This window comes from Pseudomonas sp. NFACC56-3, from assembly GCF_900100025.1.
GTDB classification, from domain to species: domain Bacteria; phylum Pseudomonadota; class Gammaproteobacteria; order Pseudomonadales; family Pseudomonadaceae; genus Aquipseudomonas; species Aquipseudomonas fluorescens_AA.
The window spans coordinates 14805-41510 of record NZ_FMTK01000020.1; the positions used below are offsets into that span (position 1 = coordinate 14805).

Below are 26706 nucleotides of genomic sequence, written 5' to 3' on the forward strand. Positions count from 1 at the left end.
AAAGTCCTCACGTAATCAATAAGGCCTGACGGCCAACACCTGTATAAGTAGCCAGTATTATTCCACAGCGATCGAGGATCGCCTACCCCTGATTTGAGATTTCTACAGCGGCATGTTGCAGCAGCCCCTCTAGCGCGGCCTTCACCGTTTGTCGGCGGACCTCGTCGCGGTTGCCTGAAAAGAAGCGCTGCTCGCTGATCAGCGTCTGGCCAACGGCCCAGGCGAGCCATACGGTGCCCACCGGTTTGCTCGGCGAGCCCCCGTCCGGCCCGGCGACCCCGCTGACCGCCACGGCAAAACGCGCCAGGCTTTTGCGCTGGGCGCCTTGTGCCATGGCCTCGACCACTTCGCGGCTGACCGCCCCGACCTTCTCGAACAACTGGGCCGGCACCTCCAATTGCTGACTCTTCTGGCGATTGGAATAGGTGACATAACCGGCCTCGAACCAGGCAGAACTCCCGGGAATCCGGGTAATCGCCTCGGCAATCCCCCCGCCCGTACAGGACTCGGCCGTGGTGACGTGGGCATTGAGCAACTGCAGGCGTCTGCCCAATTCAGCGGCCAGTTCGGTAATGTCGTCCATGGTGCTCTCCTGATTCCACGCGATTGAGGCCTACCGTACACGAGCAGTCGACGCTTGCAAGGCTCGCCGGATTACCGACCCAGCGCTCTGATATAGGCCTGACAGGCCTGCAAGGCAATCAGTCCGCGATCACCGGCGTCGGTGATGGCGATAATTCGTTGAGCATGCGCCGGGTCAAGTCGGGCGCGTGGGGCGCCATGATCCAGGCCGCCGGCACCGGTGGCGGCAGGCACTGCACAACCGGCGGCAACATCGTTGGCGTCGAGGAGGACTGACAGCCGGACATCGGCAGTAGCAAGGCGATCGCGCAGGCGATCCTGGTCACGTTGGGCATCGCTCAAGGCTCGGTAATGGGTTTGTTCACTGGCGGACAGCTGCCGCTCCAGGGCCAGGCGCCTGTCGGCTTCATGCTGTTGCGAAGCGGCCGCTGCGAGGGTCAATCGATTCAGGGTCTCGGCCTGTAGCCTGGCTTGCTCCGCCAAGATGTTGCCATAGCGCCAGTCCTGGACTTTCCACGTCACACCAGCGGCCGCCAGCGAAAGCGCCAGCCAGACCGCCGGAGCGAGCCGTAGCAGGAGCGGGCTCATTCGAGCACCTTCAGCGCTTGTGCATACAGGGCTCGACGATCCGCCGCGCCATTCTGGCCGCCATTGATCCGCTGGGTAATCTTGTCGAAGTGCCCTGCATCAGCCAGGGCATTGAGCCCATTGATCGACCAGAACCAGGCCGCCGAATGTGCAGCCCACTGCGGTTGCTCCAGCAACTCGGGGGCCTTGACCAGATCCAGGCCCAGCGCTTCACCACAGGCCTGGTAGTTGGCCCGGCCGGTAATCTGAATCAAACCCCGGCCGCGGTACTTCAGGCCATCGCCATCCGCCTCGGGCGTATTACCCAGGCGCAGGGCCAGCGGGCCGGTGTCATATTTCGACAGGTAGGCGGCGTTGCCCAACTCTCGTACATAACGCAACTGCCCAGACTCATGACCAACCTGGGCGAGGAACGCGGCGACACGCTTGGGGCCGACGATCTGGCGACAGCCCATGGCTGCATTGAGGGCAGGTGTAAAAATGCCGGCATTCGCGCCGGCATTGGGGAAGATACGCAGCAGTTGTGCTGACGTGATGGGCATGGCGTTCTCCTTAACGCGTTTGACGAACATCGTCGAAAAATTCAATCTTAGCGATGGCGATGTTGAGCCGGCATTGTATTCAGAGCGAAACCGCACGAAGCTGCGCTGAACAAAAAGCAACGATTTCAGTCGATTAGCAGATCGTAACCGCCTGAAACACCTTGAGATATCGAGGGAAACCTGGAAACTTCAGCATCCAACCCTCCTCTTCGACGGCAAGGCCACGTACTCGAATAGTCCCGGCACAAAGGATGATCTGAACAAGGAAAGACAGATGAGCAAGGAAACTTCAGGTAGATCGTGTAGCAAGGGTCCTCCCGCCTCCCGGCCAAGGCGAATCTCACCTGATGAACTGAGAAACACAAAAAGCGGCCCGGTCTTTATTATCGCCTCAGGCAATTCGGCGAAGCATTTCCCCATCCATGAGTTTGCCGACATCCCGATGATCACCATGAATGGCGCCATATCGATGTTCGCCGACACCGATATAAAACCGTTCTTCTATGTCTGCTCCGATAATGACTTTCCCCGTCAGCAACCCGAGCTGTTTGCCACGGCCATGGGGCTCAGCGAAAACGTTGCCTTATGGGAAGACCAATTCGAAGTCATTGAAACCCAGCCGAGCGGACACACCCTGAGCCTGAAGAAAGCCCCGAGGGCCTCCTTCCTGGCGACGTTATTTGACAGAGAGCAGTCGTTCGTCCGGAAAACATCTTTCCTGAGCAAACGCAGCAAAGACATCGGCTTCAGCAAAAACATCGCCGCCGGCTGCTTCGATGCGCGAACCGTCATGTACCTGGCCTTGCAGATCGCCTACCACCTGGGATTCAACAAGGTGTTCCTCGTAGGCTTCGACTTGAACCAGGCCGCAGGCCGATTCTATGAAACGGCCCAAGGCAAACGTTCCCCCTGCGGCCTGGACCAGCACTATCACACCCGAATCCTGCCGTCCTTGAAGCTGATGGCGGACTCCGTCATCGACGAACGTTTCCAGGTCTACAACTTATCCGCCACCTCCCGGGTTCCCACGCACATCATCCAGAAAGTCAGCGTCGATGATGCGAAGCGACTGCTTGCGTCCAGATAAATATCGGCCAAAACCGCCCTCTTGGATACGTCACGCCTTGGCATCCAGACAGGTTGCATGAATCAAGCAGCGATAGCTTTTTTCCCGGTTGCCACTGGCGGTGACCTTGTCGATCGACCAGCGACCGCGCATGAAATCCGGCCAGGTGGGATCCAGCAGCACGATGCCCTCGGCGGACAGCCCCGGGTTACCCGGGCACTCGATCGTCACCTTGAGCGCTTCGCGCAGCATCCGACGCACCTCTCCTTCAGCGGCGGCGCGGGCATCGTCGGCGCTCTGGAAGCGCTGACGCAGGGTCTTGAACGGCGCGATGCCGCTCTCCTCGACCTGCAGCTTGCCCGCCGCCGCATCCCACCAACGGGTCTTGCAGCCTTGGTACTTGGCCCGGGCGCCTTCATCCAGCTTGGCCGAAATGAAGGCGTGGTCGCCCGGGCGATTGTTGGTCGTCACCGACAGTTTCATCTCGGGCAGGACCTTGCCCGACAACGACTTCGCCTGGCCACGCCGGGCCAGCACATACAGCTCGTTGACCGGCTTGGCGACGGCGTCATAACGGTGGGCCAGGCGCGTGAGGAACCCCATGTCGGTTTCATTGGACTGATCGATGTGCTCGATCTTGATCAACGACAGGTCCGGCGCCACTCGGGGGGAGAACCCGTGCCTGGAGGTCAACTGACGAAACAGCGCCCCCAGGGTCGTCGGGCCATGGCTGACGGATCGGCGTTGCTTGAACCCGGTCTGGTCCACCGCGCTGAACGGCGCTGCCATGGCCACCAGCACGAGTTGCAGGGGAAACAGGAACGGCGTGCGCCGGGCGATGACGAACTCGCCTTTGTCCACCAGACCCGACTCCAGATAGCCGACCCGCAGGCCAATCTTGCCGCCCAGGCTGGGCAACCCTTCGAGCCCGTCCAGGCTGATGGTGAGCGTCAGTTGATCGGACTCGATACCCGCCGCGTCGACATGCTCCCACTTGAGCAGGCGTTCGTTGAGCAGCGCGGCGTTCGCGCCATAAATTTCCACCGCAGGCGTGAAACCCAATGACATGTCGCCTCCTTAATCCCAGGCCGAAACCGGTGGGGTTGCCACGGGCTTGAGGTCCACTTCCGGCAAGACAACCCATACGCCCGCCGGCAATACCGGGCTCCATTCAGCCAATCCCGGATTGAGCAGCCAGAGCGCCTCCTCGACGATATCGTCACAACGCTCCAGTTCTCGGTACAGCAACAGATTCACCGAATCACCGGCGATACTTCGAACCCTACGCATTGGCGAACTCCATCAATTCAACCACCCAGCCGACCACCATCGCCGTACCGTCATCAATGATTTCGGTCTGGGTTTCCGTGACCTTGTTGATCTGCCACAGGCCCCAGTTGCGGCCGATGCCATCGACCAACGGCAGCGGGATGCGCTGCGCCTGCAATGCGCGCAGCTCATCGAGACGATCCATGGCCGTCGCGTACATCGACTTGCCCGTGATCGTCAGCCCTTGCAGCCCCTGGCCGATCTGGCTGGACTTGGGTTTGCTGGTGAGAATGTCGATGCTTTTCCAGCCACCGTCCGATGTGTGTACCAACTGGTGGTACGCAAACTTTCTCGACAGCCCAAAGATGAAACTGCCGAGTGCCATTTGTTGACGCATCACGTACCTCCGTCGGTCAGGGCGGCGTCACTGCGCATGGCCAGTGAGCTGGGCATGGTCGTCAAGCCGAACTGGCCCGAGAGCTGCTGCACGACCAGGTTGGCCAACTGACTGGCACTGGCCTGGTCCTGGCCGTTGATGTAGATGTTCGCGGTCATGGTGTTCTGCTGTGTGGTTGTCTGGGTGCCGGCCAGGTCTTTGCTGATCTGGTCTGGAGCGGCGAGCCTGTCGGCGGGAGCGACGAGTTTTTCACCCAGGGATGCGCCGACATCGCTCCCCAGCCAGCCGCCCAGCAGCCCGCCAATCACCCCTCCGATGGCAGTGCCGATCACCGGAACGACACTGCCCAAAGCGGCACCGGCCGCAGACCCCGCGGCAGCGCCTGCCCAGCCGCCACCCGCGGCTCCCAGGCCTGCGCCCATCATCCGTTTGTCGCCGGTCAGCACACCCTCGGCCACATCAGCGACGGCGCCGACGGCTTTCAATGGGCCGGGTGCGTTGCGCGTCATCGAGCGTAATGAGGCCGTGGGCCCGAATGAAAAACGCCCTGTGCCTCCCCGCGAGCCCCGTGCACTGACGCGTACCTTCGGCCCTCTCGTGGATTCGGAACGCTGGCTGGCATTGCTTGTATCCAACTTGTCCCCAGGAGGATTTCTCCTGAAATCTTCGGATATCACCTCGCCCAATCGGCCGGGAAGGTGCGCAGCAGCCTTGCCCAACACCCGCTTGGCCACCTGATTGGACATCTCATCCGCTACGGCCTTGAGCAGCGCCCCAACCAGCGGTTTGATCGCCGCGCCCAGCAGCACAATGGCCGCGGTGGCTTTAGGGGAGGACTCAGCCAACTCACTCAGGCCACCGGTCAGCGAACCCAGCCACTGAAACGAGCTATCCGCCACAGGCATCAGGGCGTTTCCCGTGGCCATCGACAAACGCTCGTTGCGGGCGTTGAGAATGTTCAACTGGCCTTGCCGGGTGTTCGATAGCGCCAACGCGTCCTGCCGCACCGAGCCGTCGTTGCCCAATTGCGACGTGGCGTATTGGCTTGGGTCTTTCACCTGCAAGAAGGCGGCGTTCACATCGGGCAGTTTCTGCGCCATGCGCAGCACCGCCTCATCGCCATTGCCGAATAGCGTAGCGGCAAGGGTCGAGCGCTTTTCGGCCGGTTGCGCGTTCAACGCCGCCAGCACCGTCATCACCGTGCCAGGCGCGGTGTCCTTGTCACGCAAACCGCTCGCCACCGCCTTGGGCTCCAGGCCCAGCTGTTTCCAGGCCGTTTGCTCGGTGGCGGAGGTCTGGTCAGCCTTGCCCAGAGCCGTGGTGAAACTATCCAGCGCCACGCCAGCTTCAGCTTGTCGGGTACCGGTATTGAGCAACGCCGCCGTCAACGCTGCGGCTTGTGCAGGGGCCAGGCCTGCCGTCGTCGCCGCCGCACCGTCACGCTGCAAGACCGCGCCGATCTCAGCCGGTTTCGCACCATTGGGTAGCTTGCCCAACTGGTTGGCGGCATCCGCCAAATCAAAGGCTTCGCCGCCGTTGAGCTTCATGGAGATGCGCCAGTCGGCCAGCATTTCGGCGGCCTTCATGGCCGGCATATCGAACGCCGTCGCAGTGACGCCAGCATCCGAGGCAAAACGCGACAGCGCCAACTGTCGCTCCGAGGGATCGTGCACGTCACTACCGATGCCCTTCCCCGCCGCCAGGCTTTGCATCCTCACCACTTCAACCGCCGTGGTGCCCCTGGCCGCCACCAACGGTGCGGTGGCGATCTGTTGGGTGGACTCAGCCACCTGTTGAATCTGGCGCGGGCCGAATTGGGTGGCCTTTTTCAGATCGGCCATGGCCGAATCCATCGCTATCGCGGGTTTGAGCAGCGCCGGTGGTTCAATACCGCCACTCGGCTTGCCCTTTGGCTCACTGGCCGACTCGCCCTTGGCGTCGGCGCCCATCGTTTGGGAGAACAATCGTTGCGCCGACAGCTTCACAGTCAGCGACTCGATCGCGGTGGTCAGCAGACCGAGCTTGAGCCCGAGTGTTTCCAGCGCCAGATCGAGGCTCGCCAGTTGATCCCTGGCGAACGCGCCTTGCGCCGACACGCCACTGGTGAGGCTGGTATTACCGAACGCCAACCCATTCTCATTGAAGGCTGCGTATTTGAGCGAATATCTATCGTCCGCCATCCCGCTCTACTCCTGTTTCACGCCAAGGCGAGCGATCGCGATGTCGTAGCGGCGCAAGGCCTTGCCGGCGTCCCACTCCAGGATTTCCGCCTCACTTACCGAGTAAATGAGCGGCACCACATCGAGGATCACTTCGATGTCGCGCTCCGAAAGAAGTCCGCCGGTTTGTTTAAAAAATCGTCGATGCGCACCTGCAACTGGGTCCAGTCGGGCACGGTCAGCCGGTCGAGATCGGGAATCATCAGACCGGCGCAATGGGCGGTGATGAACTCGGCGCGTTCCTTGGCCGTTTTCAGTTTTTTCATCGCCTTGGTGGCACGCAGCACTGGCATTTCCAGGGTCAGCGAAGTCATGCTGCGCCCCGCGACGTCGAGCGGTTGCAGCAGCTGTACCTGGTCAGGGTCGGCGGGTGCGCCGGCCACCTGTTCCAGGAAGTGGGACGTCGGAAGGGTGGACATTTCATGCACGTATTGCGCAATGCTCACGTAGTCCGGGCGCTTGAGCTGGTCGAGTTCCTTGACCGACAGCCCCGTGGCCAGTTTGGCCAGTTCGAAGAACTGATCGTCTTCGTCATCGCCAGCGCGGGCCAGGGCATCTTTTTGCGCGGCGTAGTACAGCGGCTTGAGGGGAAGTTGCTCGATCTGTGTTTCGTCGTCACCGGTGATCGGCGACAGCAAGACATGAACGGGAGGCGTCCAGGACATGGAATCAGTTCCTTGATGAATACTGGGAAGGCGCAACACGGGGCAGTAATCGCAAATCTCTGGCTGGGCGGATTCCCCTGTGGGAGCGGGCTTGCTCGCGAAAGCGGTGGGTCAGGCAACATTAATGTTGGATGTGCTGGCGCATTCGCGAGCAAGCCCGCTCCCACAGGGACTGCGTTTAACTGACCGGCATTGCGAGTACTGCGGTGATTAAGGCAACAACACCGCACGGCGAGCATCGCCGAGGATGTCGACGCCGTTGAGCACGAACTTCTGGGTGCGTACGTCGATGTCGATCACCGGGACGCCGTTTTCCAGGCGGTTGTAGGTGCGGCAGGACAGATCGAGGATGGTCTTGGGCTTCTCGTTCATCTTCAGCGTGGTTTCCTCAAGGGACTTCAACTTGCCGCCCACCGTGTGGTAGGTGAACCAGGTGTTGCCGTCCTGATCCTGGCCGGCTTCACGCACGTTCAGCAGGATGTCGTCGCCCACGCTCACGCCCAGCGCCAGCATGACTTCCGGACCGAGGCCTTGCAGCGTCAGCTTGGCCGTCAGCGCTTTGCCGGCCTTGGCCATCTCCTCGCCAATGAAACGGCCGCCACGCATCTCTTCCATCTCGAATTCGATCTTCGGCGGGGTGAAATCTTCCACGGTCGCCGACAACGGCAGGCCCTGCAGGGTGGCCGCGATGGCCTGTCTTACGCGGTTGGTAAACATTAGAGAACATCCTCCAGGAACTGCTCGATGATTTCATCGCGGGCGTTGAGTTGATAAATCATGTGTTCGTTCGGCGCGTAGCGGCCGTAGTCGATGACCACGTACCAGGTGCCATTCTTGTACTTCTCGACGCTGTTCAATTCCGGGTGCAGGTACACGCTACCGCCGGGAATGGTTTCGTCGGCGACCAGGGTTTGCAGCCAGTCGTTGATGCGCTTGACTTCCTGGTCCATGAACGACTTGGTCAGGTTCTTGGCCATGGCCTTCTGGCCGGCCTTCACCAGCTTGCGGCTGATGGCATCTTCCAGGCCGACGTAGCTGATGAACTTGCCGGTGATGGAACGGTTGCCCAGCAGCGAGAAGCCGCCGAGGATGGTCCGGGCGTAGTAGCTGACGCCGTAGCGGTTGAGCAGATCGCCTTCGGTGGAGGTGTCGAGGATGTTGTATTCGACGGTGCGGGAAACGTCTTCGGCGTAGGTGACCTGGTTGCCCGGGCTCTCCCATTGCTTGACCTTGGCCAGGGCGGCGATGGCCAGGCTCGACGGCGCCAGGAAGACGTTTTTCTTCGCAGCCTTGGAGTACACCGCTGGCATGTTGTGCACCACCAGGCAACGGTCGAAACCGAGGTCCGCGCCGCCCAGTTCCTGGCTGTAGGTCACCTGGTCGGCGACCGCGACGTCCTTGCCATCGAGCACTACACGGGCCTTGATGCGCTTGCCGAACGAGGCGAACTCTCTGGCCACGGCCTTGGTGCCGGTGAAGCCTGGCGCACCGATGATGGTCAGGTCTTCAGCGACCCCACTCAACGCGGCCAAGCCCAGCTTGCGCCCGGTCTGCGCCTCGATACCGCCGATCACGTTGTTCTGCGTGTCGGCCAGCGTGGCGCCCTCTTCGACGATGACCACGTACACCGGCACCTTGACCACTTTGAGGATCTGGTAGACGGCGTGGAACAACGTCCCCGCTTCGGCACCGGTCGGGTCCAGCTGGGCCTGGGTGGTGAAGCTGTTGATACGGAACGGGGTGTTTTTCGGAATCAGCGGGTTGGCATTCGGCGCGGTGCCGACCAGCCCGATGACGTTGTCACCCAGGCCACCCATGGCCTCGGGAGATTCAGTGGCATTGACGGTAATGCCGTTGTGCTCGAAGTTCAAAACCTCAGCCATGGTTATTCAGCCTTCTTGGTGGTGGCCTTTTTGGCCGGTTTGGTGGGGATGGCTTGCGTGTCGACAGCCGGTTCGTGCGCCGCCAGGGCGCTGCTCAGTTCAAGACGACCGGCACTGCGCAAGGCATTGGCCTCGACATCCAGCAGATCGAGTTCCTGGCCGACGCTCGACCAATGGCCACCACCGATGGGGAATGGCAGCAACACGGTGTATTGCTTACGAATGGGCATCTACGGGTTCTCCAGACGCGAAAAACACAAAGCCCCAATCACGGGGCTTACTGCAGGCGAAAAAAAACCGCTGTCGCGGTTAGGGTTTACTTGATGAAAGCTGGCATCACAGGCCAGACAAACTTGGACGGGTCCTCGATCGCCTCGGGAATATCACGCAAGGTCTGACGGTAAGCCTTGACCTCAGCCCGCTGCGCTTCTGTCACGGGATAATCCGGCAGTTGGGTAAAGTCCGTATCTCGCAAAAGCTGATTGCGGCGGGTGCGAATGGCTGCCCACTCGATTTCATGCGACGGTATAGCGAGCGGAATATCAAGATGATCCGCGTTGGATGTATCAGACATGTTCGTTCCTTAACTGAAGACAACGGTTTCGGCCAAGGACAATTTGGTGCTCAAGTCGCCCAGATTGAACAATCGGCCATTGCCCACTCGCATCGTGTCGATACGCACAGTGGTGTAGTAAATATTGGGAATCAGAATTCGCATGACAATATTGCCGTTGGTATCGACATACACAGCTGGCGTCATGTTCCCGAAAGTCGAAACACTTTGCAGGACCCGCGTGGGCTGATAGCAATACCCCACCAAGGTTTCGTCGATTATTTTTGCTGTGCCGTAGCTGTAACCCTTGATGTTGAACCAGAACATTTCCGAGTGGACATTGATGTTCAGCGGCACTCTGAAATGCATGTACACGTTCGCGCTGGCACCCAAGTTAGTCGATACAAAATCACCTTGTGCCGTGGCGCCATAGACGCCGCCAGTCCCGTAGACATGCCCTTGCAACACGTTGCGACGAATCGTGCCAAGCGCAGTTGGATCTCCTTCAACATCCTTCAGGCTTCGCCACTCATTGAACTGGGCCAAAGCCGTGGCCATGGTCGTGTTGATACTGCCGATCTTCCCATTGACCACTGTGGTCAAATTGTTGGCCGCTGTCACCAGCGACGCGATAGTGGTTTCCAGGCTCACGTTGTCAAACTCCTTGTGCTATTGATTTATTTGGCGACTTCAAGCGTCATTACCCGAAACAGCAAGCCGACATGCCGTGCCATGTTGTCGATATTGGCAGTCGCTACGGTGGCAATTTCCTCGCTCAACAGGATGTTCAGATTGTCAGACCCGACGACCACCGTGACGCTTTGCGCCGGTAATGGCGAAATATCAAGCGTGAACTTTTGCAGTACACGGGCCGCGGCCGCCTTGTAGGTCAGCAACTTTCCAGCCACCGAATAGACCGCCAGCAACGTCCCAGTTGACAGATAAAATCCGAACTCACCGATCTCGTATTCATCTGCTCCGTCGAACAGCGCGGCCATTCTCAGTTGCCCGGGATCAAGGTCTTCGTAATCCACAATCGCCACGCGCTGCCGTTCATTGCGAAGCGCTGTTTCCGATCCATTTGGATCGTAGCGGGCGGTGCCGGCACCGATGTGAGTGATTTCACCTTTCAAACCTTGGTTCTTTGCCTGCAACACCTCCGCCAAGCCGGCGGAAGTGAAGCGAACCAAGCGCGTTATATCTTCTGTCATGGCTGCGCCCTGAGGTCGTAATCGTTAATGATGTAGGGTTGGAAAACCCCGATATTGGCAAGCCGCGCGTCGAGTTCGAGCATGGGCAGCGTCCCGCACAGAAACAGCTCTCCCTCGCTCAACGGGCTGTGCATGACTGCGGTTGCTGCGAGTCCTCCGCTCGTTTGATGCACGAGAGTGATGGTGGCCTGGTCGCGCTCGCTCTTGGCTGCATTGATTCGCTGTATCAGCCGATTGTGATCACCACTGGCCCAGCTTTGGCCGATGATGGCTTGCACATCAAAGGTGTAGGGGTGAGCGCGAGGGTGCTGTTCGTACCAAGCAGTAACCTGAGGTGTGAACCCCAGAGATTCGACGGCGTGGTTCAAAGCCTGGCGAGTACCGGCCTGGCGCTGGATCTGCCAGGACAATGAAACCGTTAAACGTTTTTCCTGGTCGCTGGCTTGCGCATCCCATTCGCTGACACCCCGATCCGCGGCCAAGTAAGGCAAGAAGATGGGCGGGGTTTCATCTGCATTCATCAGCTCGGGAAACGGCGGATCGATGCGTTCGAGCAGCCGGGCGAAACCGAGATCCAGCGCCCGTTCCAATGGCGAACTGTTGATCGGCAGCAGGCTCAGGCGGGGTGTGTCGTCAGTCATAACGTCTCCACCTCGACCTCAACGCCTGTGCAATACGGGGCTTGAAAAGCCGTCGTCACGATCGGCTGGAGCGGTTCGAGAATCTCCAGCTGAACCGCGCCGGCACTGTGCAGCGTATAGTCGATCCAGCTCGGGTCCACCCGACCTTCCAGTCGATGACACGCCTCGGCGTATTCCCGCAATTGCTGTTCGGCGGCAACCTGGGTCAAGCCTGAATCCGGGCCGGCGTTGATCTTCGCCACGACGCGGATTTTGTAGGGTTTGATTTGCGCGGCCTGCACGATGACCAGATCGGTTTCCGGCCGTACATCAGGCCGGGCGAAGTGCTGGCGAACACCGTTCAGCAGCGCTTCGGATGGTGTGCCGTCGCCCTCGCGGGAAAGCACCGTGACCGTGACTTCGCCCGGTGCCGTCCGGCGTCCGTTGCCGTCCTTGACTTGCGCGGCGAGACCATCCGGATCGAACGTGTAGGTCACGTTCACGACACCGCCAGCGGCACTGTCTACCTTCACCACTGGCCGTTCGCCGAGGGTGAAGATCTCCCGCCGATACTGCATGCGCGAGCCCGCCGCCGGAGCATGGGGCGCCAGGTAGTAACGCAAGCGAGCGTCATCGTCGCTCTCGTAGACCGGGGCGATGGGCGGGAAAGCCGCCGGATCGCCCGCATCGAGCAACTGACGTTCGAGCCCCATGTCCGCCAGGCGAGCATCGAGGTTGGTCCCGGTGGCCCACCACGCCAGCATCTGCTTGATGCGGGCGTTGTATTTGCGTTCGTGGGTTTGCAGCCGGACGCAGAACGCCTCAAGGGCCAGGGTCAGCAGTTCGCTTTCGTTTTCGAGGCTGTCCACCAGCTTCGCCGCGCTGGCGGGAGAGCGTGCCGCGACGTACTCGACCACAAAGGTCTTGAACTCCGCGAGAAGGTCCTCGAATGCTTCGACGGTGACGATGGCCGGTTCGGCCAGTTGGTTCTGGCCGGGTATCAACATGCTCATGTCACCACCTCGAAAGTCTGTTTGCGGTTTTTCCAGGTGCCGGCGAAACGCAGCAGCAATCCGGCACCGTGCCGGCTGGCGACAATGACCTGCGGCTCGAAATCATCGATGCCGTTGTCCGGGTTGTAGAACGCTTGGGCCGCGTGGCTCTGGGCGAGGATCAGCAGGTCGTCGCCGAGGTTCTGCCCCAGCAACTGCGTGAGTGCGCAGCCATACAACGGGCGCTTCTGGCGAGTGCCCAACGGCGTGGTCAATGCACGGGTGGCGCGCTGCACGAACTGCAGCCAGTCGTCGACCGTGGCGCCGGTATTTCGATCGATTCCAATCATGAGGAAATCTCTTATGCGGTACTGATGACGCGTCCCTGGTGATCCACCACCGGGCCGCTCAGGTGCACACCGGAAGCGTCGAGCCGGATACCGACGGCGCCGACTTGCAATTCGATGGCCTCGGCTGTCATCGCCAATCGCGACGGGCCGATGTTCAGTTGGAGGGCTTCACGGGAACCGCTGAACGCCGCCGGGCCGTTTTGCCAGTGCAGGACATGGCTGGCATGGTCGTAGCCGTTTTCCGTACCGTCCTGATAGAGGCGCCGCGTCAGCGAGGCCTGGGTCGAGACGGGCGGGAACTGACCGCCGTTGAGGCCGAACAACGCCACCGCCTGCCCGCCGCTCTCGCCGCCGCCATGGTTCAGCAGCAGACACTGCTCGCCCACGGACGGAATCCGCGACTCGCTCTGGGCGCCGGCGCTCGGATTGAAAAAGCGGATCGCCGGTGTCAGCAACCCGCCATGGCTGACTTTGCAGGTATTGCTGGCCGCATCGACTTCCTGGCAAACGCCGATGCGGCAGAAACTCTCCGCACGCCGATGCAGGTCTTCCAGCTCGGTTTCCATCTGTGCCAGACGCTCGATGATCGGCCCCAGATGCATCCGTAACAGCCCATCGAACATGGCTCAGCCCTCGAGTGCGGTGTATTGATCCGGGTCGTCGATGTTCGACACTTCCCAGGTACGGGCAAATTTCGGGATGCCCAACGGGTCCTCCAGCAGCGTCGGGCCGAGGTACAGGGTTTGGTTGAAGGAAAGGGTCCAGGCGGTGTACGCCCGTGCTTCGTGGATGAATGTGGAGGCGAGGCCATCGATCTCCGTGGGCAGATCGCATTGATCGCCCGACAGGCCCCAGCGGTTATCCACGACCAGGTGCTTCAATTCACCGGCCAGATCGCAGGCCTCCCAGCCTGGAACGGCCATGACCACTTGCAGGGAAACCGTCAGGACATGGGCGATACGCCCATCATTGGCGCGGTTGCCTGACGCATCGCGCTCAATGGCAATCAGCACCCAGGGTTGGTCGTCGGTGCCATCGAACGCCTGAGGGCTACCGACTTTCAAGGTGGGATAAATGGCGCGCAGCGTCTGGGCAATGGCCGAGAACAACTGCGACGGTTTTTCGATAAGGGCAGGCATTGATCGCCTCCTTTTGTATGGATCAGCGCTGTCGATTCACTGCTGGTCGGGCGGAAGGTCCCGCGGTGGCACTTCGCAAACGCCGATCCGCTTGGCGACCCAGCGCTCGTAAAGACCGATCGCCACATCGGCACCGGCCATGGCGGTCAGGCAACCCAGGGCGCAAGCGCTCCAGATCGACATGCCGAGGGCATACAACAGCATGGTTGCCGAAACCCCGCAGACCACGCAGGCACCGGAGCGCAGGACCACGCGGCGCAGCAACGGCCAGCCACGGGCCCCCTCCTTGTCGGCGCGCCACATCTCGCCGGACACCCCGCCCACCAGGGCGAGCACGATGACCAGCCAGATCGGCATGTCCAGCAACGCTTGTTGCTCGTTTGTCATGTCTCGTTTCCTGGGGAGTGAGGGATTGAAGTTGAGGGGACCCATCGCGCTTATCGAGTGATGAGCATGTCGATGCTGGTCGAGTCGCAGGAGTTGTCGGACTTCCTGTCGATGACCAGATAAAGCGAAGACGTCGGCGTAACCGCTACGCTATTCAACATAAACGTAGTGCTGCCGCCGTTTGCCAGGCTTCCGGACTGGAGCACGGTGTCACCCAGGTTCAGCGACCAGCCAATCCCATCCCCGCAGGCGTTATGCAGGTCGTTGACCCGACCCAGCACGTTGATGTTGCCGGTGACAGGACTGGCCCAGCGGAAGATGCTCTGGCTGTTGGTGCCGGGATGTGTGGCTACGTCGCCCTGCTTGAATACAAAACTGGTGCCTGAACCCGTGAAGGTGACGTTTGCGTGGGGAATTAAAATCCAGGCTCCCGTAGCACTGTCCTGCCAGCAGGTGGTTGGCTGGCCATTGCATGTCCCCGCCTGGAACGTAGGCATGAGCGTGTAGTTGGCCGAGGCATTCACCCCCGATTTGTTTTGCATGAACGACCATGGCGAACCGGCCGGTGCGGCTTCGGTCATCAGGTACATGTCCCGGGCCAGGTTCCACGACATGGCCGTATCAGCCCAAGTGTTCAGGGTTACGAAGGACGACAGAAACGCAGTCGCCAGTAGGATTTTTTTGAGCAATTTCATTTTTCTTACCTCGATGGATGTCATTGAGCACGGAGTGCAGGGTCTCCTCCGCACGCTGTTCGCTCGCCGGCGCTCACTCGAGGCTCAACGGCCTTCACATGATTCAACGTCCCACATCGGGAGCATTTGATCTGGAGTTCGGTGTTCTCGCCCACGCGGGCCAGAAGTCGTTTGCAGTGACCGCATCTGAAATCCTTCAACATTGAAAGCCCTCCATTGGCGGCGGTGATGTGGTTGAACGCACCTCACGGTGCAGGCATTCCAAAAAGCCCGGTTGCCCAGGCTTTTCAGTAATGCGCTTGATCTTTCGGCGCGGCTGGCGCGGTACGGATCCATTCAAATTGTTCCTCCGACCGCGGTCCCTGCCCGCCGGATAACTGCTTCTGGTGCTTTACGCTGCACACCCGGGTCAGTTGCCAACCCTCTGAACCGTTAAGGCCGATTCATCGCTGCCTGTTGGTGGAACTAAAGAGCTTTGTTGCCAGCCGCTTTGTCGAGCGGCTTGGACACAGAATATGCATGGATGCATATACAGTCAATGCGTAAATGCATTTATTTATGCACTTGGAATGCGCAAATGCATGGAGCCCTTATAAATACGGGGCTGCGAGTTTTCGGGAGGCGAAAAAAAACCCGCACGGCGGCGGGTTTTTATCTGACAGCGGAGGGGTTAACGGGCGTACATGCCCCACCAGAAGACGTGACCGAGGATGACGATTTGCTCGTCCTGCATTTCCTGGAACGTGTAGTCCTCATCCGGATGCTCGTCGCGGTTGAAGCTGCGCAGGCGGATACCGGTGGGCAGGCGATAAAGCTGCTTCACCCGCAGTTGGCCGTTGTGATTGATGGCGTAGAGGTCACCGTCGACGATGTCGCCGATCCCGCATTTGCCGGCGTTCACCCCGACCGTGGCACCGTCGCGCAGCACCGGCAACATGCTGTTGCCGCGCACCGTCACGCACTTGGCCTGGTCGAACTGCACGCCGTTATGCCGCAGGCTACGCTTGCCGAAGCGCAGGCTTGAGCGCTCGCTTTCCTCGATGACGAATCTTCCTGATCCAGCAGCCAATTCAACCTCGCGCAGAAAAGGGACCGACACTTCGTCTTCTTCGACGGGTGTTTCATCGTCCCACAGGCTTATGTCCTTGAGTTCGGAATGCGGCTCATCGCGGCGAACATTGACAGCGGGCGCAACGTCCGCGCGCCCGCGCAACTGATCGGTACTCACGGCAAAATATTCGGCGATCTTCGAGATGTGTTTATCCGAAGGGTCGACGATCTTGCCGCTGAGAATCCGCGAGAGGGTGGACTGAGGCACGCCGGTACGCCGGTGAAGCTCCGTGGGGGAGATCCCGTGCTGATCGAGCAATGCTCTTAATACGGTAGAAACGTTGCGTTTTTGCATAACGCGCATAGTGCTTGTTCTTTTCGCAGAAGACAAATGCTGTTTTGCATAAATATGCAATTTCAAGCCTTTTGCATTCATTGTGGCGAGGGAGCTTGCTCCCGCTTGGGTGCGAAGCGCCCACAAAAAGGGTCTGCTGCGCAGCCCAGCGGGAGCAAGCTCCCTCGCCACGGAATCGCCCTACACTCCCATAGGAAAAGGCTCCGCCCCCGTCCTTCAAATCTGCGACACCAGGCTACATCGCCTTGCGCCTCTGCCTACAACTGCGCCAGAATCCGCCGGCTTGTCCACCTTGGATCCCATCGGTACTTTGATTCTCGTCACTGCCCATCAGTGATCGGGTTTAGTCGCTCGGTATTCCAAGGTGCTCATTGCTCCATTCAGTCAGGTACTCCTATTCCTGCACTTGATGGTAGCTGTGCGCAGGGCGCCCTCGGGCGCGCCGGTTTCTTGGATCCCCGGTCGACTAACCTGCGTACAGCTGCCGCCCCTCGTTTAGTCGCGAGTGAGTGGAGGCTCAACTTCAAGGATCCATACAATGCCGAAGAACACTCCAAATCCCCCAGACGATCACATCTCCCGCAGCCAGTCGGTCAACACCAAGAAACTCGATGACGCGGCCACCCGCGCCCTGGACTATTACCTCAAGCCGAAAGCCGACAAAGAAACCTGCGACACCCCCGTCACCCTTTTCATCATCGCCCCCGACATCGACGCCGAATGCCTGCTCGCCAACCTCAGCGAAACCCTGGCCTCGGCCAATGCCATGGTCAGTGACCTGGCATTCGACCTGGAGGGCTCGCGACGGCATATCGCGTTGGGGGTCCAGCAGATGATTGAGTTGGGCCAGTTGCTGGCGAATCGGGCGTTGGATGTGGTTGAAGTGAGGTAGGCCTTCTAAGAGAAGCCCGAGTAATCATTGTGGGAGCGAGCTTGCTCGCGATAGCGGTAGTCCAATTACAACTAAGTAGTATTGGCAGCCGTCATCGCGAGCAAGCTCGCTCCCACAGTTGGATCGGGGTACAACCGGAGAAACAGGTCGGCTATCAGGCCGCCTCGCGGTGGACGTTGATCTCGGCGCCCCATTAACCACGCTGGCTGAACGAAGGTATTGCGCAGTGGGCAACCCGGCATGGATGCCGGGTTAGCCGCGCTGGGCCATGAATGGCCCTTCGCGGCGGCCCACGGAGCAATGCCTTCGTTCAGGCATGCCGAGCCTAGGCGAGGCACCGAGTGGTGGGGCATGAGCGTTTTGCTTACTTTTCGCCGGGCCGCGCAGGCTTCTCAAAGTGAGCCGCTGTAAGAGCGGAACCGTCAGCAGCCATTACCGCAACAACGGATATTCACCCAATCCTAAAAACCACTCGCGCCTGGGTCCCCCCCGACCACCCATGTTAACCTTGCGCCCATCGCGGAAAAGCCGGGCCAATGCCCCTCCTTTTGCCCCACACCTTTCAACGAGCTTGCCTGACACCCATGAATACAGCCGTGAACGACCTGTCCTCCCACACGCCCATGATGCAACAATACTGGCGCCTGAAGAACCAGCACCCCGACCAGCTGATGTTCTACCGCATGGGCGACTTCTACGAGATCTTCTACGAGGATGCGAAGAAGGCCGCCAAGCTGTTGGACATTACCCTGACGGCGCGTGGGCAATCGGCGGGCATGGCGATTCCGATGTGTGGGATTCCTTACCACGCGGCGGAAGGTTACCTGGCGAAGCTGGTCAAGCTCGGCGAATCCGTGGTGATCTGCGAGCAAGTCGGCGACCCGGCCACCAGCAAGGGCCCCGTGGAACGCCAAGTCGTGCGGATCATCACCCCGGGTACGGTCAGTGACGAGGCCTTGCTGGATGAACGCCGGGACAACCTGATCGCCGCGGTGCTGGGCGATGAACGCCTGTTCGGCCTGGCGGTGCTGGACATCACCAGCGGCAATTTCTCGGTGCTGGAAATCAAGGGCTGGGAAAACCTGCTGGCGGAGCTGGAGCGGGTCAACCCGGTGGAACTGCTGATCCCCGATGACTGGCCCAAAGACCTGCCGGCAGAAAAACGCCGTGGCGTGCGACGTCGGGCGCCGTGGGATTTCGAGCGGGATTCGGCGCTGAAAAGTCTCTGCCAGCAGTTCTCCACCCAGGACCTCAAGGGCTTCGGCTGCGAGAACCTGACCTTGGCCATTGGCGCGGCCGGTTGCCTGCTGGCCTACGCCAAGGAAACCCAGCGCACCGCCCTGCCCCACTTGCGCAGCCTGCGTCACGAACGCCTGGATGACACCGTGGTACTGGACGGCGCGAGCCGCCGCAACCTGGAACTGGACACCAACCTGGCCGGCGGGCGCGACAACACGTTGCAATCGGTGGTCGATCGCTGCCAGACCGCCATGGGTAGCCGCCTGCTGACCCGCTGGTTGAATCGGCCGCTGCGGGACCTGACCGTGCTGCTGGCGCGTCAATCCTCCATTACCTGCCTGCTGGATCGTTATCGCTTCGAGCAGTTGCAACCGCAGCTCAAGGAAATCGGTGACATCGAGCGAATCCTCGCCCGTATCGGCCTGCGCAACGCCCGTCCCCGTGACTTGGCGCGCCTGCGCGATGCCCTCGGTGCCTTGCCCGAACTGCAAGTGGCGATGACCGACCTCGAAGCGCCGCACCTGCAACAACTGGCGCGCACCACCAGCACTTATCCAGAGCTGGCCGCGCTGCTGGAAAAGGCCATTATCGACAACCCGCCGGCGGTGATCCGCGACGGTGGCGTGCTGAAAACCGGCTACGACGCCGAACTCGACGAGTTGCAAGCGCTGAGCGAAAACGCCGGACAGTTCCTGATCGACCTCGAAGCCCGGGAAAAAGCCCGCACCGGCCTGGCCAACCTCAAGGTCGGCTACAACCGCATCCACGGTTACTTCATCGAGCTGCCGAGCAAGCAGGCCGAGCAAGCCCCGGCCGATTATGTTCGCCGCCAGACCCTCAAGGGCGCCGAGCGTTTCATCACCCCGGAACTCAAGGCGTTCGAAGACAAGGCGCTGTCAGCCAAGAGCCGCGCCCTGGCCCGGGAAAAGATGCTCTACGAAGCATTGCTCGAAGACCTGATCAGCCAATTGCCACCGTTGCAGGACACCGCCGGTGCCCTGGCGGAACTGGACGTGCTGAGCAACCTGGCCGAACGTGCCTTGAACCTGGACCTGAACTGCCCGCGCTTCGTCAGCGAGCCGTGCATGCGCATCAGCCAGGGGCGTCACCCGGTGGTCGAGCAGGTCCTGACCACGCCGTTCGTGGCCAACGACCTGAGCCTGGACGACAACACCCGCATGCTGGTGATCACCGGTCCGAACATGGGCGGTAAATCCACCTACATGCGCCAGACCGCGTTGATCGTGCTGCTGGCCCACATCGGCAGTTTCGTCCCGGCGGCCAGTTGCGAGTTGTCCCTGGTGGACCGGATTTTCACCCGGATCGGCTCCAGCGACGACCTGGCCGGCGGGCGCTCGACCTTCATGGTGGAAATGAGCGAAACCGCGAACATCCTGCACAACGCCACCGAACGCAGCCTGGTGCTGATGGACGAAGTCGGACGTGGCACCAGCACCTTCGACGGCTTGTCCCTGGCCTGGGCGGCGGCCGAACGGTTGGCGCACCTGCGGGCCTACACGCTGTTCGCCACCCACTACTTCGAGCTGACGGTGTTGCCGGAAAGCCAGCCGCTGGTGGCCAACGTGCACCTCAACGCCACCGAGCACAACGAGCGTATCGTGTTCCTGCACCATGTGCTGCCCGGCCCGGCCAGCCAGAGCTACGGCCTGGCGGTGGCGCAACTGGCCGGCGTACCGAGCGAAGTGATCAGCCGTGCCCGTGAGCACCTGAGCCGCCTGGAAACCACCAGCCTGCCCCACGAAGCGCCACGCCCGACCAAGGGCAAACCGGCCGCACCGCAGCAAAGCGACCTGTTCGCCAGCCTGCCACATCCGGTGCTCGACGAGTTGGCCAAACTCGATCTGGACGACCTGACCCCACGCCGGGCGCTGGATTTACTCTATACATTGAAGACACGGATCTAACGCACAGGCTTTCAAGCTGTTAGAATCTCGCGCGGTTTGGGATGCTGCAGGCAATTAGCCTGGTCTGCAGACTATCGCTCCCGAACCTGGCGAGCCCACCGTGAACGGGTTCCGCTGCCGCCGCCTGAGGAGAGAATTAGAAATGACCTTCGTCGTCACCGACAACTGCATCAAGTGCAAGTACACCGATTGTGTAGAAGTCTGTCCGGTGGACTGCTTCTACGAAGGCCCGAACTTCCTGGTCATTCACCCGGATGAGTGCATCGACTGCGCCCTGTGTGAACCAGAATGCCCGGCGCAAGCCATTTTCTCGGAAGACGAAGTGCCGGCCGGCATGGAGAATTTCATCGAGCTGAACGCTGAACTGGCGGATATCTGGCCGAACATCACCGAGAGAAAAGACCCGCTGCCAGACGCCGCAGACTGGGATGGCAAGGCTGGCAAGATCGCAGACCTGGAACGCTGATTACCCATCGTTCGCTGAAAAGGCCCCTTGCGGGCCTTTTTGCTTTTCCGGATTCAAGAAATCGCAGGCAAAAAAAGGGGCGGTTTGACCCGCCCACATTTTTTCCCTAATCCCTTTAATCCTATTCATCGTCCTGATGAATCGCGTCCTGCGATGTCCTTCCTTCCCCATCGTCCTTGACGGGTGTGTCTGTCCGTCGACACAGGACTGATATTAGTATTTTCCCAGGCGAGTGCAACGCGGCTGATACAGGTGGCTTGCTCTGTCACACCACATTCACAAAATAAAAGACTTTATAAATCAGATAATTACAAAAAAATCACGAGACTTATAGCTGTCTGTCCCGCCAATGAGGAACCGATCACTTACGTAACACTAGGCAAAGGCTTACAAGTCGAACCTACAAATAGAGCGACCCTGGAAAAAACACCCCTTCGGAAACGGAAAAGCCCCGAACCAGTCGGGGCTTTTCTTGCTGCGCTGCACTCAGGTCATTGAAACAACGACTCGCTCGACAAGCCGTTCTTCTCCAGGATCTCTCGCAGACGCTTGAGGCCTTCCACCTGGATCTGCCTGACCCGTTCACGGGTCAAACCAATTTCCAGGCCTACATCTTCAAGGGTGCTGCTTTCATGCCCCCGCAAGCCGAAGCGGCGGATCACCACTTCCCGTTGCTTGTCGGTCAGCTCCGAGAGCCACTGGTCGATGCTCTGGGACAGGTCATCGTCCTGCAACAGCTCGCATGGATCGGTAGGTCGATCATCGGTGAGGGTGTCCAGCAAGGTTTTATCCGAGTCCGGCCCCAGGGAAACGTCCACCGAGGAGACTCGCTCGTTGAGCCCAAGCATGCGCTTGACCTCACCCACCGGTTTTTCCAGCAGGTTGGCGATTTCTTCGGGTGAAGGCTCATGGTCGAGTTTCTGGGTCAACTCGCGGGCGGCCCGCAGGTAGACGTTCAGTTCCTTGACCACATGAATCGGCAACCGGATCGTCCGGGTCTGGTTCATGATCGCCCGTTCGATGGTCTGGCGGATCCACCAGGTGGCGTAGGTCGAGAAGCGGAAGCCGCGCTCGGGGTCGAATTTCTCGACGGCGCGAATCAGGCCCAGGTTGCCTTCTTCGATCAGGTCCAGCAGCGAAAGCCCACGATTGACGTAGCGTCGGGCGATTTTCACCACCAGGCGCAAGTTGCTTTCAATCATGCGTTTTCGACCGGCCGGGTCGCCACTTTGCGACAGCCGCGCAAAATGAACTTCTTCCTCGGGGGAGAGCAGTGGCGAGAAACCGATTTCATTGAGGTACAACTGGGTGGCGTCGAGCGCCCGGGTGTAATCGATGTACTTATGTTGTTTAAGTGAAGCGGAGTGTCTGGATTTGGCACGAACGGAAGGTGGAGTCGCCCCTTCATCATTCGACATCGAATCCATAGCGATGCCGGTCTCCATAAGGAGAACCTCATCGTCGATGTCAAACTCCGGCACTTCTTTACTGAGAGCCATTGTTATAGTCCTTTGGTGAGTTCGACCTCAAGCTCAAGCGACGCCTTTATCCTTGGCAACGCTGGAGCCTGTTCCCTCTACGTGACGGAACAGGCTGACAATCAAATCAACGACGTGGCAGGAATTGCAGCGGATCGACTGGTTTACCTTGTCGGCGAATCTCAAAGTGCAGTTTCACCCGGTCCGTTCCCGTTGATCCCATTTCGGCAATTGTCTGTCCGACCTTGACCTGCTGCCCCTCCCGAACCAACAGCCTGCGGTTGTGACCGTAGGCACTGACGTAGGTATCGCTGTGTTTGATGATCACGAGTTCGCCGTAGCCCCTCAAACCACTCCCGGCGTACACAACCGTGCCATCAGACGCGGCTAAAACAGGCTGTCCCAAATCCCCGGCGATATCAATTCCTTTATTCAAACTACCGTTTGAAGAGAATTTTCCAATGAGAACGCCATTAGAAGGCCATCCCCAGCCAGTCGGGGCGGGACCCGCAGGAGGCATCGGAGCAGGGGCCGGTTTGCTCGCGACGGACGGTATTACTGCTGTGCCAGACCCCGCCGGCCGGCGAATGACAGTGGTTTTGCTCGACGACGAAGCCGTCGAACCCGACTGCGTCACCACCGCGGTAGGCGTTGAACCGCTACGGCCATCGAAGCGAATCGTCTGACCGGGGTGAATCGTATAAGGCGCAGGAATGTTGTTGCGCGCCGCGAGGGCCTTGTAGTCCCAGCCGTAGCGAAAAGCGATGGAAAACAGCGTATCGCCGCGACGGACTACATATTGGCCGGTCGTTACCGTAGGACGTTGAGGTGTTGCGCTGTTGCGATCGACAACCCGGACATTGCTCGACGGCGTACTGGAACAACCGACCAGCAAAGTGCTCAAGACAAGGCCAGTCACCAGGCGCCGAAAGCTCGTGATACCCATACGCTGCGCAATGACTGTGAGACTCACCCGCCGCTCCCTTTGTGGTGGCTGAAAAATTGGAGGCTGCCTGTCCAGGCAGCGTTCATACAAATATAGCTGGCAACGACTGCGCCTCTATTAATGAAGCGCAACGCGCCGCCGCACACGTTTGCTCGACGCCATTGGGCTCTGTTCAGCGAATCGGTGCCGCTGTAAGACACAGGCGTGGCCACGGAATTCAGCGCCTGTTTATAAATGCTCAGGCCAACGGTCCATTGAGCAACGGCACGAACCGAACCGCTCCCAGGACGTGTCGCGAAAAACCGTGTTCTTCGCGCACGATCAGCATCAGTTGCTGGACTTCACCGGCGCCCACGGGAATGACCAGCCGTCCACCAGGGGCGAGCTGGTCCAGCAGGGCCTGGGGCACGTCGGTGGCCACGGCGGTCACGATGATGCCGTTGTAGGGTGCCAAGGCCGGCCACCCTTCCCAGCCATCGCCCCAACGAAACACCACGTTGCGCAGGTTCAGCTCCACCAGGCGTTCCTTGGCGCGATCCTGCAGCACCTTGATCCGCTCGACGGAAAACACCCGCTCGACCAGTTGCGACAACACCGCTGTCTGGTAACCCGAGCCGGTGCCGATCTCCAACACCTTGTCCAGCGGCCCGGCCTCGAGCAGCAACTCGCTCATGCGGGCCACCATGTACGGCTGGGAAATGGTCTGGTTGTGGCCGATGGGCAACGCCGTGTCTTCATAGGCGCGATGGGCCAGGGCTTCATCGACGAACAGGTGCCGCGGCGTGCGGCGAATCACCTCCAACACCTGGGCGTTGGACAGCCCCTCTTCGTAAAGACGCTGGATCAGTCGTTCACGGGTCCGCTGGGAGGTCATGCCAATCCCGCGGCGCATCATATCGTCTTGCTCACGAGCCATCAGCTCAGCCCCTCCAGCCAGCCATCGAGACTTCGAAAGGCGTCATTGAAGGTACGGTCCAACTGCAACGGCGTGATCGAGACATAACCCTGCATCACCGCATGGAAGTCGGTGCCCGGCCCGCCGTCCTCGGCATCCCCGGCGGCGGCGATCCAGTAGCCGGCCTTGCCGCGTGGGTCGACCACGTGCATGGGCCTGGCAGCGCGGGCGCGGTGGCCCAGGCGCGTGAGCTGGATGCCACGGATATGATCGAGTGGCAGATTCGGGATATTCACGTTCAACACCGTACGTGGCGGCAGGTCCAGCGCACCATGGGCTTCGACCAATTTACGGGCGAAGTAGGCGGCGGTCGGCAAGTTGTCGACCTGGCGTGAGACAAAGGAAAAGGCAAACGATGTTTTCCCCAGGAAGCGACCTTCCAGGGCCGCGGCGACTGTCCCGGAATAAAGCACGTCATCCCCCAGGTTAGCGCCCAGGTTGATGCCCGACACCACCATGTCCGGTGCTCGTTCCAGCAACCCGTTGATCCCCAGGTGCACGCAATCGGTCGGGGTCCCGTTGAGGCTGATGAAACCGTTATCCAGATAGCAGGGGTGCAACGGACGGTCGAGCGTCAGCGAGCTGCTGGCGCCGCTTTTGTCCTGGTCCGGAGCGATGACCACGCACTCGGCAAAATCCGCCAGCGCAGCATAAAGCGCGGCAAGACCGGGTGCTGTCACCCCGTCGTCGTTAGAAATCAGAATACGCATGGGCTGTCCGTCTGCCCCACCGGCACCAGATCGACGAGTTCGCGCACCAAGACAGTGGCGAAACATCCGGCCGGCAGGACGAATTCCAATTGCAGAATGTCAGGCTGGGGATAATGCCACGACAGCCCGCCAATGGGCAGTCGCAGGATGCGACGTTCGTGACTCATTCCCGCGTTTATCAACCAGTCCCGCAGATCGGCCTCGCCCTCGGCGATGGCCTGTTCCAACGCAAAGGTCGCGCCGGCGGCAGGCGATGGCCCCTCGCCCCACTGCGGCCCGGTCGGGTGCAGATCGAGGATCGCCAGGCGTGGATCGCTGCATTCAGCCTCACCGGCCGGGAAAAAACTGCGGCTGTCGGTGAAGGCCAGCAAGTCGCCGACCTGCGCCTGCTGCCAGGTGCCATCGGCGACCCGCGCCGCCAGCACCCGGTTGAACAGGAAACTGCGGGCGGTGGACAACAGTCGCGAGCGCACGTTGCGCTGTTCCGGCAAGGCCTTGCGCGCGGCCCAGGCACGGGCATCGGCGACATTGCCGCCGTCATGGCCGAACCGCTGGGCGCCGAAATAATTGGGGATGCCCTGGCGCATGATCTGTTGCAGCCGCGCCTCGATGGCGGCCACGTCCCCCTTGAACTGGGTCAGGCGCAGGGTGAAGCCATTGGCCGAGTGCGCGCCGCGTTGCAGCTTGCGTCGATGCCGGCCGGTCTTGAGGATCTTCAGCGTGTCGTTTTCTGCCGCTGACAAGTCCGGATCGGCCTTGCCTGGCAATTGGACACTGAACCATTGGCGGGTCAGGGCCTGGCGGTCCTTGAGCCCGGCGTAACTGACGGTGCGCAACGGCACGCCGGCGGCCTTGGCGATGCGCCGGGCGGCCTCTTCAGTGTTCAGGCCACGCTTTTCCACCCAGATCCACAAATGCTCGCCATCGCCGGTCAACGGGATATCGAGCACTTCGTCGACCTGGAAATCTTCAGCAGTGGCCTTGAGGACCGCGCTGCCCAGCGATGGGCCGTAGGCACGCGGCCCCAACAGTTCCAGTTCGGTCATGGGCGCAGCAACAAGGCAACGGAATGGACGGCGATGCCTTCTTCACGGCCGACGAAGCCAAGCTTTTCGGTGGTGGTGGCCTTGACGTTCACTTGGTCCAGCTCAACTTGAAGATCCTCGGCGATCAGGCGACGCATCGACTCGATGTGCGGCGCCATCTTGGGCGCCTGGGCGACAATGGTGTTGTCGACGTTGCCGACTTTCCAGCCCTTGGCATGGATCAGCGCGACCACATGGCGCAGCAGCACGCGGCTGTCGGCGCCCTTGAATTGCGGGTCGGTGTCGGGGAAGTGCTTGCCGATGTCACCCAGCGCCGCGGCGCCGAGCAAGGCATCGCTCAAGGCATGCAGCAGGACATCACCGTCAGAATGCGCGAGCAGCCCGAAGCCGTGTGCGATCCGCACGCCGCCCAGAGTAATGAAGTCGCCTTCAGCGAAACGGTGAACATCGTAGCCGTGGCCAATACGCATAAAAAAACGCCCCGAT

The 26706-nt window shown here is 60.4% G+C and carries 34 protein-coding genes; 4 read left to right on the forward strand and 30 right to left on the reverse strand.

Annotated elements, in window-relative coordinates; translation table 11 throughout:
- Window positions 1-82 precede the first annotated feature (82 nt).
- From BLO80_RS22380 to BLO80_RS22390, 3 genes are all read right to left on the reverse strand, one after another.
- Window positions 83-583, reverse strand: a complete 501-nt coding sequence (locus BLO80_RS22380; RefSeq protein ID WP_092205025.1) for a CinA family protein — start codon at window positions 581-583, stop codon at window positions 83-85.
- 71 nt (window positions 584-654) lie between these two features.
- Window positions 655-1170, reverse strand: a complete 516-nt coding sequence (locus tag BLO80_RS22385; protein ID WP_092330573.1) for a lysis system i-spanin subunit Rz — start codon at window positions 1168-1170, stop codon at window positions 655-657.
- Window positions 1167-1712, reverse strand: a complete 546-nt coding sequence (locus BLO80_RS22390; RefSeq protein ID WP_092330575.1) for a glycoside hydrolase family 19 protein — start codon at window positions 1710-1712, stop codon at window positions 1167-1169. The genes BLO80_RS22385 and BLO80_RS22390 overlap by 4 nt, the downstream gene beginning before the upstream one ends.
- Window positions 1713-1986: 274 nt before the next feature.
- Between BLO80_RS22390 and BLO80_RS22395 the strand changes: the two genes are divergently transcribed.
- Complete coding sequence (locus tag BLO80_RS22395; RefSeq protein ID WP_256574231.1) at window positions 1987-2799, forward strand: lipopolysaccharide biosynthesis protein; 813 nt, start codon at window positions 1987-1989, stop codon at window positions 2797-2799.
- 30 nt (window positions 2800-2829) lie between these two features.
- Here the strand turns inward: BLO80_RS22395 and BLO80_RS22400 are convergent, their stop codons facing one another.
- The 21 genes from BLO80_RS22400 to BLO80_RS22495 all read right to left on the reverse strand — a co-directional run bounded on the left by BLO80_RS22400 (window position 2830) and on the right by BLO80_RS22495 (window position 16563).
- Window positions 2830-3846 (reverse strand): contractile injection system protein, VgrG/Pvc8 family, encoded by a 1017-nt coding sequence (locus tag BLO80_RS22400; protein ID WP_092330578.1) that lies wholly within the window; start codon window positions 3844-3846, stop codon window positions 2830-2832.
- Window positions 3847-3855: 9 nt separating this feature from the next.
- Window positions 3856-4068 (reverse strand): tail protein X, encoded by a 213-nt coding sequence (locus tag BLO80_RS22405; protein ID WP_092330580.1) that lies wholly within the window; start codon window positions 4066-4068, stop codon window positions 3856-3858.
- Window positions 4061-4444 carry a phage tail protein gene (locus tag BLO80_RS22410; protein WP_072410629.1) on the reverse strand — a complete coding sequence of 128 codons (384 nt, stop codon included), beginning with the start codon at window positions 4442-4444 and terminating at the stop codon, window positions 4061-4063. Before BLO80_RS22410 ends, BLO80_RS22405 begins: the two co-directional genes overlap by 8 nt.
- Window positions 4444-6624, reverse strand: coding sequence for a phage tail tape measure protein (locus BLO80_RS22415; protein WP_092330583.1), 2181 nt, complete (start codon window positions 6622-6624; stop codon window positions 4444-4446). The genes BLO80_RS22410 and BLO80_RS22415 overlap by 1 nt, the downstream gene beginning before the upstream one ends.
- A 6-nt stretch (window positions 6625-6630) precedes the next feature.
- Window positions 6631-6756, reverse strand: a complete 126-nt coding sequence (locus BLO80_RS30370; protein ID WP_256573040.1) for a hypothetical protein — start codon at window positions 6754-6756, stop codon at window positions 6631-6633.
- Window positions 6753-7328: a phage tail assembly protein gene (locus BLO80_RS22420; protein WP_092330585.1), complete on the reverse strand. Its 576-nt coding sequence runs from the start codon at window positions 7326-7328 to the stop codon at window positions 6753-6755. The genes BLO80_RS30370 and BLO80_RS22420 overlap by 4 nt, the downstream gene beginning before the upstream one ends.
- Window positions 7329-7538: 210 nt before the next feature.
- The gene (locus tag BLO80_RS22425; protein WP_072410645.1) at window positions 7539-8045 is read right to left on the reverse strand and encodes a phage major tail tube protein; all 507 of its coding nucleotides are present in this window, start codon (window positions 8043-8045) and stop codon (window positions 7539-7541) included.
- The gene (locus tag BLO80_RS22430; RefSeq protein WP_092330588.1) at window positions 8045-9211 is read right to left on the reverse strand and encodes a phage tail sheath protein; all 1167 of its coding nucleotides are present in this window, start codon (window positions 9209-9211) and stop codon (window positions 8045-8047) included. The genes BLO80_RS22425 and BLO80_RS22430 overlap by 1 nt, the downstream gene beginning before the upstream one ends.
- Window positions 9212-9213: 2 nt before the next feature.
- Entirely contained in the window at window positions 9214-9441 is a 228-nt protein-coding gene (locus BLO80_RS22435; protein WP_092330590.1) for a hypothetical protein, read from the reverse strand.
- An 86-nt stretch (window positions 9442-9527) separates the two neighbouring features.
- Complete coding sequence (locus BLO80_RS22440; protein WP_092330593.1) at window positions 9528-9785, reverse strand: tail fiber assembly protein; 258 nt, start codon at window positions 9783-9785, stop codon at window positions 9528-9530.
- A gap of 9 nt (window positions 9786-9794) precedes the next feature.
- Complete coding sequence (locus tag BLO80_RS22445; protein WP_092330595.1) at window positions 9795-10415, reverse strand: hypothetical protein; 621 nt, start codon at window positions 10413-10415, stop codon at window positions 9795-9797.
- 26 nt (window positions 10416-10441) lie between these two features.
- A complete protein-coding gene (locus BLO80_RS22450; protein ID WP_092330598.1) occupies window positions 10442-10975 on the reverse strand; it encodes a hypothetical protein in 534 nt (177 codons plus the stop codon).
- Window positions 10972-11616, reverse strand: coding sequence for a phage tail protein I (locus BLO80_RS22455; protein WP_092330600.1), 645 nt, complete (start codon window positions 11614-11616; stop codon window positions 10972-10974). The genes BLO80_RS22450 and BLO80_RS22455 overlap by 4 nt, the downstream gene beginning before the upstream one ends.
- A complete protein-coding gene (locus BLO80_RS22460) occupies window positions 11613-12608 on the reverse strand; it encodes a baseplate J/gp47 family protein (RefSeq protein WP_092330603.1) in 996 nt (331 codons plus the stop codon). The genes BLO80_RS22455 and BLO80_RS22460 overlap by 4 nt, the downstream gene beginning before the upstream one ends.
- A complete protein-coding gene (locus BLO80_RS22465; RefSeq protein WP_014336817.1) occupies window positions 12605-12937 on the reverse strand; it encodes a phage baseplate protein in 333 nt (110 codons plus the stop codon). The genes BLO80_RS22460 and BLO80_RS22465 overlap by 4 nt, the downstream gene beginning before the upstream one ends.
- Window positions 12938-12948: 11 nt before the next feature.
- Complete coding sequence (locus BLO80_RS22470; protein ID WP_092253768.1) at window positions 12949-13560, reverse strand: phage baseplate assembly protein V; 612 nt, start codon at window positions 13558-13560, stop codon at window positions 12949-12951.
- A gap of 3 nt (window positions 13561-13563) precedes the next feature.
- Window positions 13564-14076: a hypothetical protein gene (locus BLO80_RS22475; protein WP_092330606.1), complete on the reverse strand. Its 513-nt coding sequence runs from the start codon at window positions 14074-14076 to the stop codon at window positions 13564-13566.
- A gap of 36 nt (window positions 14077-14112) precedes the next feature.
- The gene (locus BLO80_RS22480; protein WP_060738977.1) at window positions 14113-14463 is read right to left on the reverse strand and encodes a phage holin family protein; all 351 of its coding nucleotides are present in this window, start codon (window positions 14461-14463) and stop codon (window positions 14113-14115) included.
- Window positions 14464-14513: 50 nt separating this feature from the next.
- Entirely contained in the window at window positions 14514-15158 is a 645-nt protein-coding gene (locus tag BLO80_RS22485) for a hypothetical protein (protein WP_092330774.1), read from the reverse strand.
- 20 nt (window positions 15159-15178) lie between these two features.
- The gene (locus tag BLO80_RS22490) at window positions 15179-15361 is read right to left on the reverse strand and encodes a Com family DNA-binding transcriptional regulator (protein ID WP_139197094.1); all 183 of its coding nucleotides are present in this window, start codon (window positions 15359-15361) and stop codon (window positions 15179-15181) included.
- A gap of 467 nt (window positions 15362-15828) precedes the next feature.
- Complete coding sequence (locus BLO80_RS22495; RefSeq protein WP_092330776.1) at window positions 15829-16563, reverse strand: LexA family transcriptional regulator; 735 nt, start codon at window positions 16561-16563, stop codon at window positions 15829-15831.
- Window positions 16564-17101: 538 nt separating this feature from the next.
- Between BLO80_RS22495 and BLO80_RS22500 the strand changes: the two genes are divergently transcribed.
- The 3 genes from BLO80_RS22500 to fdxA all read left to right on the forward strand — a co-directional run bounded on the left by BLO80_RS22500 (window position 17102) and on the right by fdxA (window position 21085).
- Window positions 17102-17455, forward strand: coding sequence for a DUF6124 family protein (locus tag BLO80_RS22500; protein WP_092330608.1), 354 nt, complete (start codon window positions 17102-17104; stop codon window positions 17453-17455).
- 596 nt (window positions 17456-18051) lie between these two features.
- Window positions 18052-20619, forward strand: coding sequence for a DNA mismatch repair protein MutS (gene mutS, locus BLO80_RS22505; protein WP_175459538.1), 2568 nt, complete (start codon window positions 18052-18054; stop codon window positions 20617-20619).
- Window positions 20620-20761: 142 nt separating this feature from the next.
- Window positions 20762-21085, forward strand: a complete 324-nt coding sequence (fdxA, locus tag BLO80_RS22510; RefSeq protein ID WP_092330614.1) for a ferredoxin FdxA — start codon at window positions 20762-20764, stop codon at window positions 21083-21085.
- Between the two features lie 491 nt (window positions 21086-21576).
- Here fdxA and rpoS read toward each other — a convergent pair whose 3' ends face one another.
- The 6 genes from rpoS to ispF form a co-directional block, all read right to left on the reverse strand.
- Window positions 21577-22584 (reverse strand): RNA polymerase sigma factor RpoS, encoded by a 1008-nt coding sequence (gene rpoS / locus BLO80_RS22515; RefSeq protein ID WP_047227588.1) that lies wholly within the window; start codon window positions 22582-22584, stop codon window positions 21577-21579.
- A gap of 106 nt (window positions 22585-22690) precedes the next feature.
- A complete protein-coding gene (locus tag BLO80_RS22520; RefSeq protein ID WP_092330616.1) occupies window positions 22691-23536 on the reverse strand; it encodes a peptidoglycan DD-metalloendopeptidase family protein in 846 nt (281 codons plus the stop codon).
- 211 nt (window positions 23537-23747) lie between these two features.
- Window positions 23748-24383, reverse strand: a complete 636-nt coding sequence (locus BLO80_RS22525; protein ID WP_161796107.1) for a protein-L-isoaspartate(D-aspartate) O-methyltransferase — start codon at window positions 24381-24383, stop codon at window positions 23748-23750.
- A 41-nt stretch (window positions 24384-24424) separates the two neighbouring features.
- Window positions 24425-25174, reverse strand: a complete 750-nt coding sequence (gene surE / locus BLO80_RS22530; RefSeq protein WP_092330619.1) for a 5'/3'-nucleotidase SurE — start codon at window positions 25172-25174, stop codon at window positions 24425-24427.
- The gene (gene truD / locus BLO80_RS22535; protein WP_092330621.1) at window positions 25162-26220 is read right to left on the reverse strand and encodes a tRNA pseudouridine(13) synthase TruD; all 1059 of its coding nucleotides are present in this window, start codon (window positions 26218-26220) and stop codon (window positions 25162-25164) included. The genes surE and truD overlap by 13 nt, the downstream gene beginning before the upstream one ends.
- A complete protein-coding gene (ispF, locus tag BLO80_RS22540; RefSeq protein WP_072408310.1) occupies window positions 26217-26690 on the reverse strand; it encodes a 2-C-methyl-D-erythritol 2,4-cyclodiphosphate synthase in 474 nt (157 codons plus the stop codon). Before ispF ends, truD begins: the two co-directional genes overlap by 4 nt.
- Window positions 26691-26706 lie beyond the last annotated feature (16 nt).

What these genes read in the sequence shown, in the direction of transcription:
- BLO80_RS22390 (WP_092330575.1), bottom strand. Translation starts at nt 1,712, where the DNA reads ATGCCCATCACGTCAGCACAACTGCTGCGTATCTTCCCCAATGCCGGC.
- BLO80_RS22495 (WP_092330776.1), bottom strand. Translation starts at nt 16,563, where the DNA reads ATGCAAAAACGCAACGTTTCTACCGTATTAAGAGCATTGCTCGATCAG.
- BLO80_RS22475 (WP_092330606.1), bottom strand. Translation starts at nt 14,076, where the DNA reads ATGCCTGCCCTTATCGAAAAACCGTCGCAGTTGTTCTCGGCCATTGCC.
- BLO80_RS22425 (WP_072410645.1), bottom strand. Translation starts at nt 8,045, where the DNA reads ATGTTTACCAACCGCGTAAGACAGGCCATCGCGGCCACCCTGCAGGGC.
- BLO80_RS22485 (WP_092330774.1), bottom strand. Translation starts at nt 15,158, where the DNA reads ATGAAATTGCTCAAAAAAATCCTACTGGCGACTGCGTTTCTGTCGTCC.
- BLO80_RS22465 (WP_014336817.1), bottom strand. Translation starts at nt 12,937, where the DNA reads ATGATTGGAATCGATCGAAATACCGGCGCCACGGTCGACGACTGGCTG.
- BLO80_RS22470 (WP_092253768.1), bottom strand. Translation starts at nt 13,560, where the DNA reads ATGTTCGATGGGCTGTTACGGATGCATCTGGGGCCGATCATCGAGCGT.
- rpoS (WP_047227588.1), bottom strand. Translation starts at nt 22,584, where the DNA reads ATGGCTCTCAGTAAAGAAGTGCCGGAGTTTGACATCGACGATGAGGTT.
- BLO80_RS22395 (WP_256574231.1), top strand. Translation starts at nt 1,987, where the DNA reads ATGAGCAAGGAAACTTCAGGTAGATCGTGTAGCAAGGGTCCTCCCGCC.
- BLO80_RS22380 (WP_092205025.1), bottom strand. Translation starts at nt 583, where the DNA reads ATGGACGACATTACCGAACTGGCCGCTGAATTGGGCAGACGCCTGCAG.
- BLO80_RS22490 (WP_139197094.1), bottom strand. Translation starts at nt 15,361, where the DNA reads ATGTTGAAGGATTTCAGATGCGGTCACTGCAAACGACTTCTGGCCCGC.
- BLO80_RS22440 (WP_092330593.1), bottom strand. Translation starts at nt 9,785, where the DNA reads ATGTCTGATACATCCAACGCGGATCATCTTGATATTCCGCTCGCTATA.
- BLO80_RS22435 (WP_092330590.1), bottom strand. Translation starts at nt 9,441, where the DNA reads ATGCCCATTCGTAAGCAATACACCGTGTTGCTGCCATTCCCCATCGGT.
- ispF (WP_072408310.1), bottom strand. Translation starts at nt 26,690, where the DNA reads ATGCGTATTGGCCACGGCTACGATGTTCACCGTTTCGCTGAAGGCGAC.
- BLO80_RS22400 (WP_092330578.1), bottom strand. Translation starts at nt 3,846, where the DNA reads ATGTCATTGGGTTTCACGCCTGCGGTGGAAATTTATGGCGCGAACGCC.
- BLO80_RS22415 (WP_092330583.1), bottom strand. Translation starts at nt 6,624, where the DNA reads ATGGCGGACGATAGATATTCGCTCAAATACGCAGCCTTCAATGAGAAT.
- BLO80_RS22455 (WP_092330600.1), bottom strand. Translation starts at nt 11,616, where the DNA reads ATGACTGACGACACACCCCGCCTGAGCCTGCTGCCGATCAACAGTTCG.
- BLO80_RS22430 (WP_092330588.1), bottom strand. Translation starts at nt 9,211, where the DNA reads ATGGCTGAGGTTTTGAACTTCGAGCACAACGGCATTACCGTCAATGCC.
- BLO80_RS22385 (WP_092330573.1), bottom strand. Translation starts at nt 1,170, where the DNA reads ATGAGCCCGCTCCTGCTACGGCTCGCTCCGGCGGTCTGGCTGGCGCTT.
- BLO80_RS22405 (WP_092330580.1), bottom strand. Translation starts at nt 4,068, where the DNA reads ATGCGTAGGGTTCGAAGTATCGCCGGTGATTCGGTGAATCTGTTGCTG.
- surE (WP_092330619.1), bottom strand. Translation starts at nt 25,174, where the DNA reads ATGCGTATTCTGATTTCTAACGACGACGGGGTGACAGCACCCGGTCTT.
- truD (WP_092330621.1), bottom strand. Translation starts at nt 26,220, where the DNA reads ATGACCGAACTGGAACTGTTGGGGCCGCGTGCCTACGGCCCATCGCTG.
- BLO80_RS22420 (WP_092330585.1), bottom strand. Translation starts at nt 7,328, where the DNA reads ATGTCCTGGACGCCTCCCGTTCATGTCTTGCTGTCGCCGATCACCGGT.
- BLO80_RS22480 (WP_060738977.1), bottom strand. Translation starts at nt 14,463, where the DNA reads ATGACAAACGAGCAACAAGCGTTGCTGGACATGCCGATCTGGCTGGTC.
- BLO80_RS22500 (WP_092330608.1), top strand. Translation starts at nt 17,102, where the DNA reads ATGCCGAAGAACACTCCAAATCCCCCAGACGATCACATCTCCCGCAGC.
- fdxA (WP_092330614.1), top strand. Translation starts at nt 20,762, where the DNA reads ATGACCTTCGTCGTCACCGACAACTGCATCAAGTGCAAGTACACCGAT.
- BLO80_RS22450 (WP_092330598.1), bottom strand. Translation starts at nt 10,975, where the DNA reads ATGACAGAAGATATAACGCGCTTGGTTCGCTTCACTTCCGCCGGCTTG.
- BLO80_RS22460 (WP_092330603.1), bottom strand. Translation starts at nt 12,608, where the DNA reads ATGAGCATGTTGATACCCGGCCAGAACCAACTGGCCGAACCGGCCATC.
- BLO80_RS22525 (WP_161796107.1), bottom strand. Translation starts at nt 24,383, where the DNA reads ATGACCTCCCAGCGGACCCGTGAACGACTGATCCAGCGTCTTTACGAA.
- BLO80_RS22410 (WP_072410629.1), bottom strand. Translation starts at nt 4,444, where the DNA reads ATGCGTCAACAAATGGCACTCGGCAGTTTCATCTTTGGGCTGTCGAGA.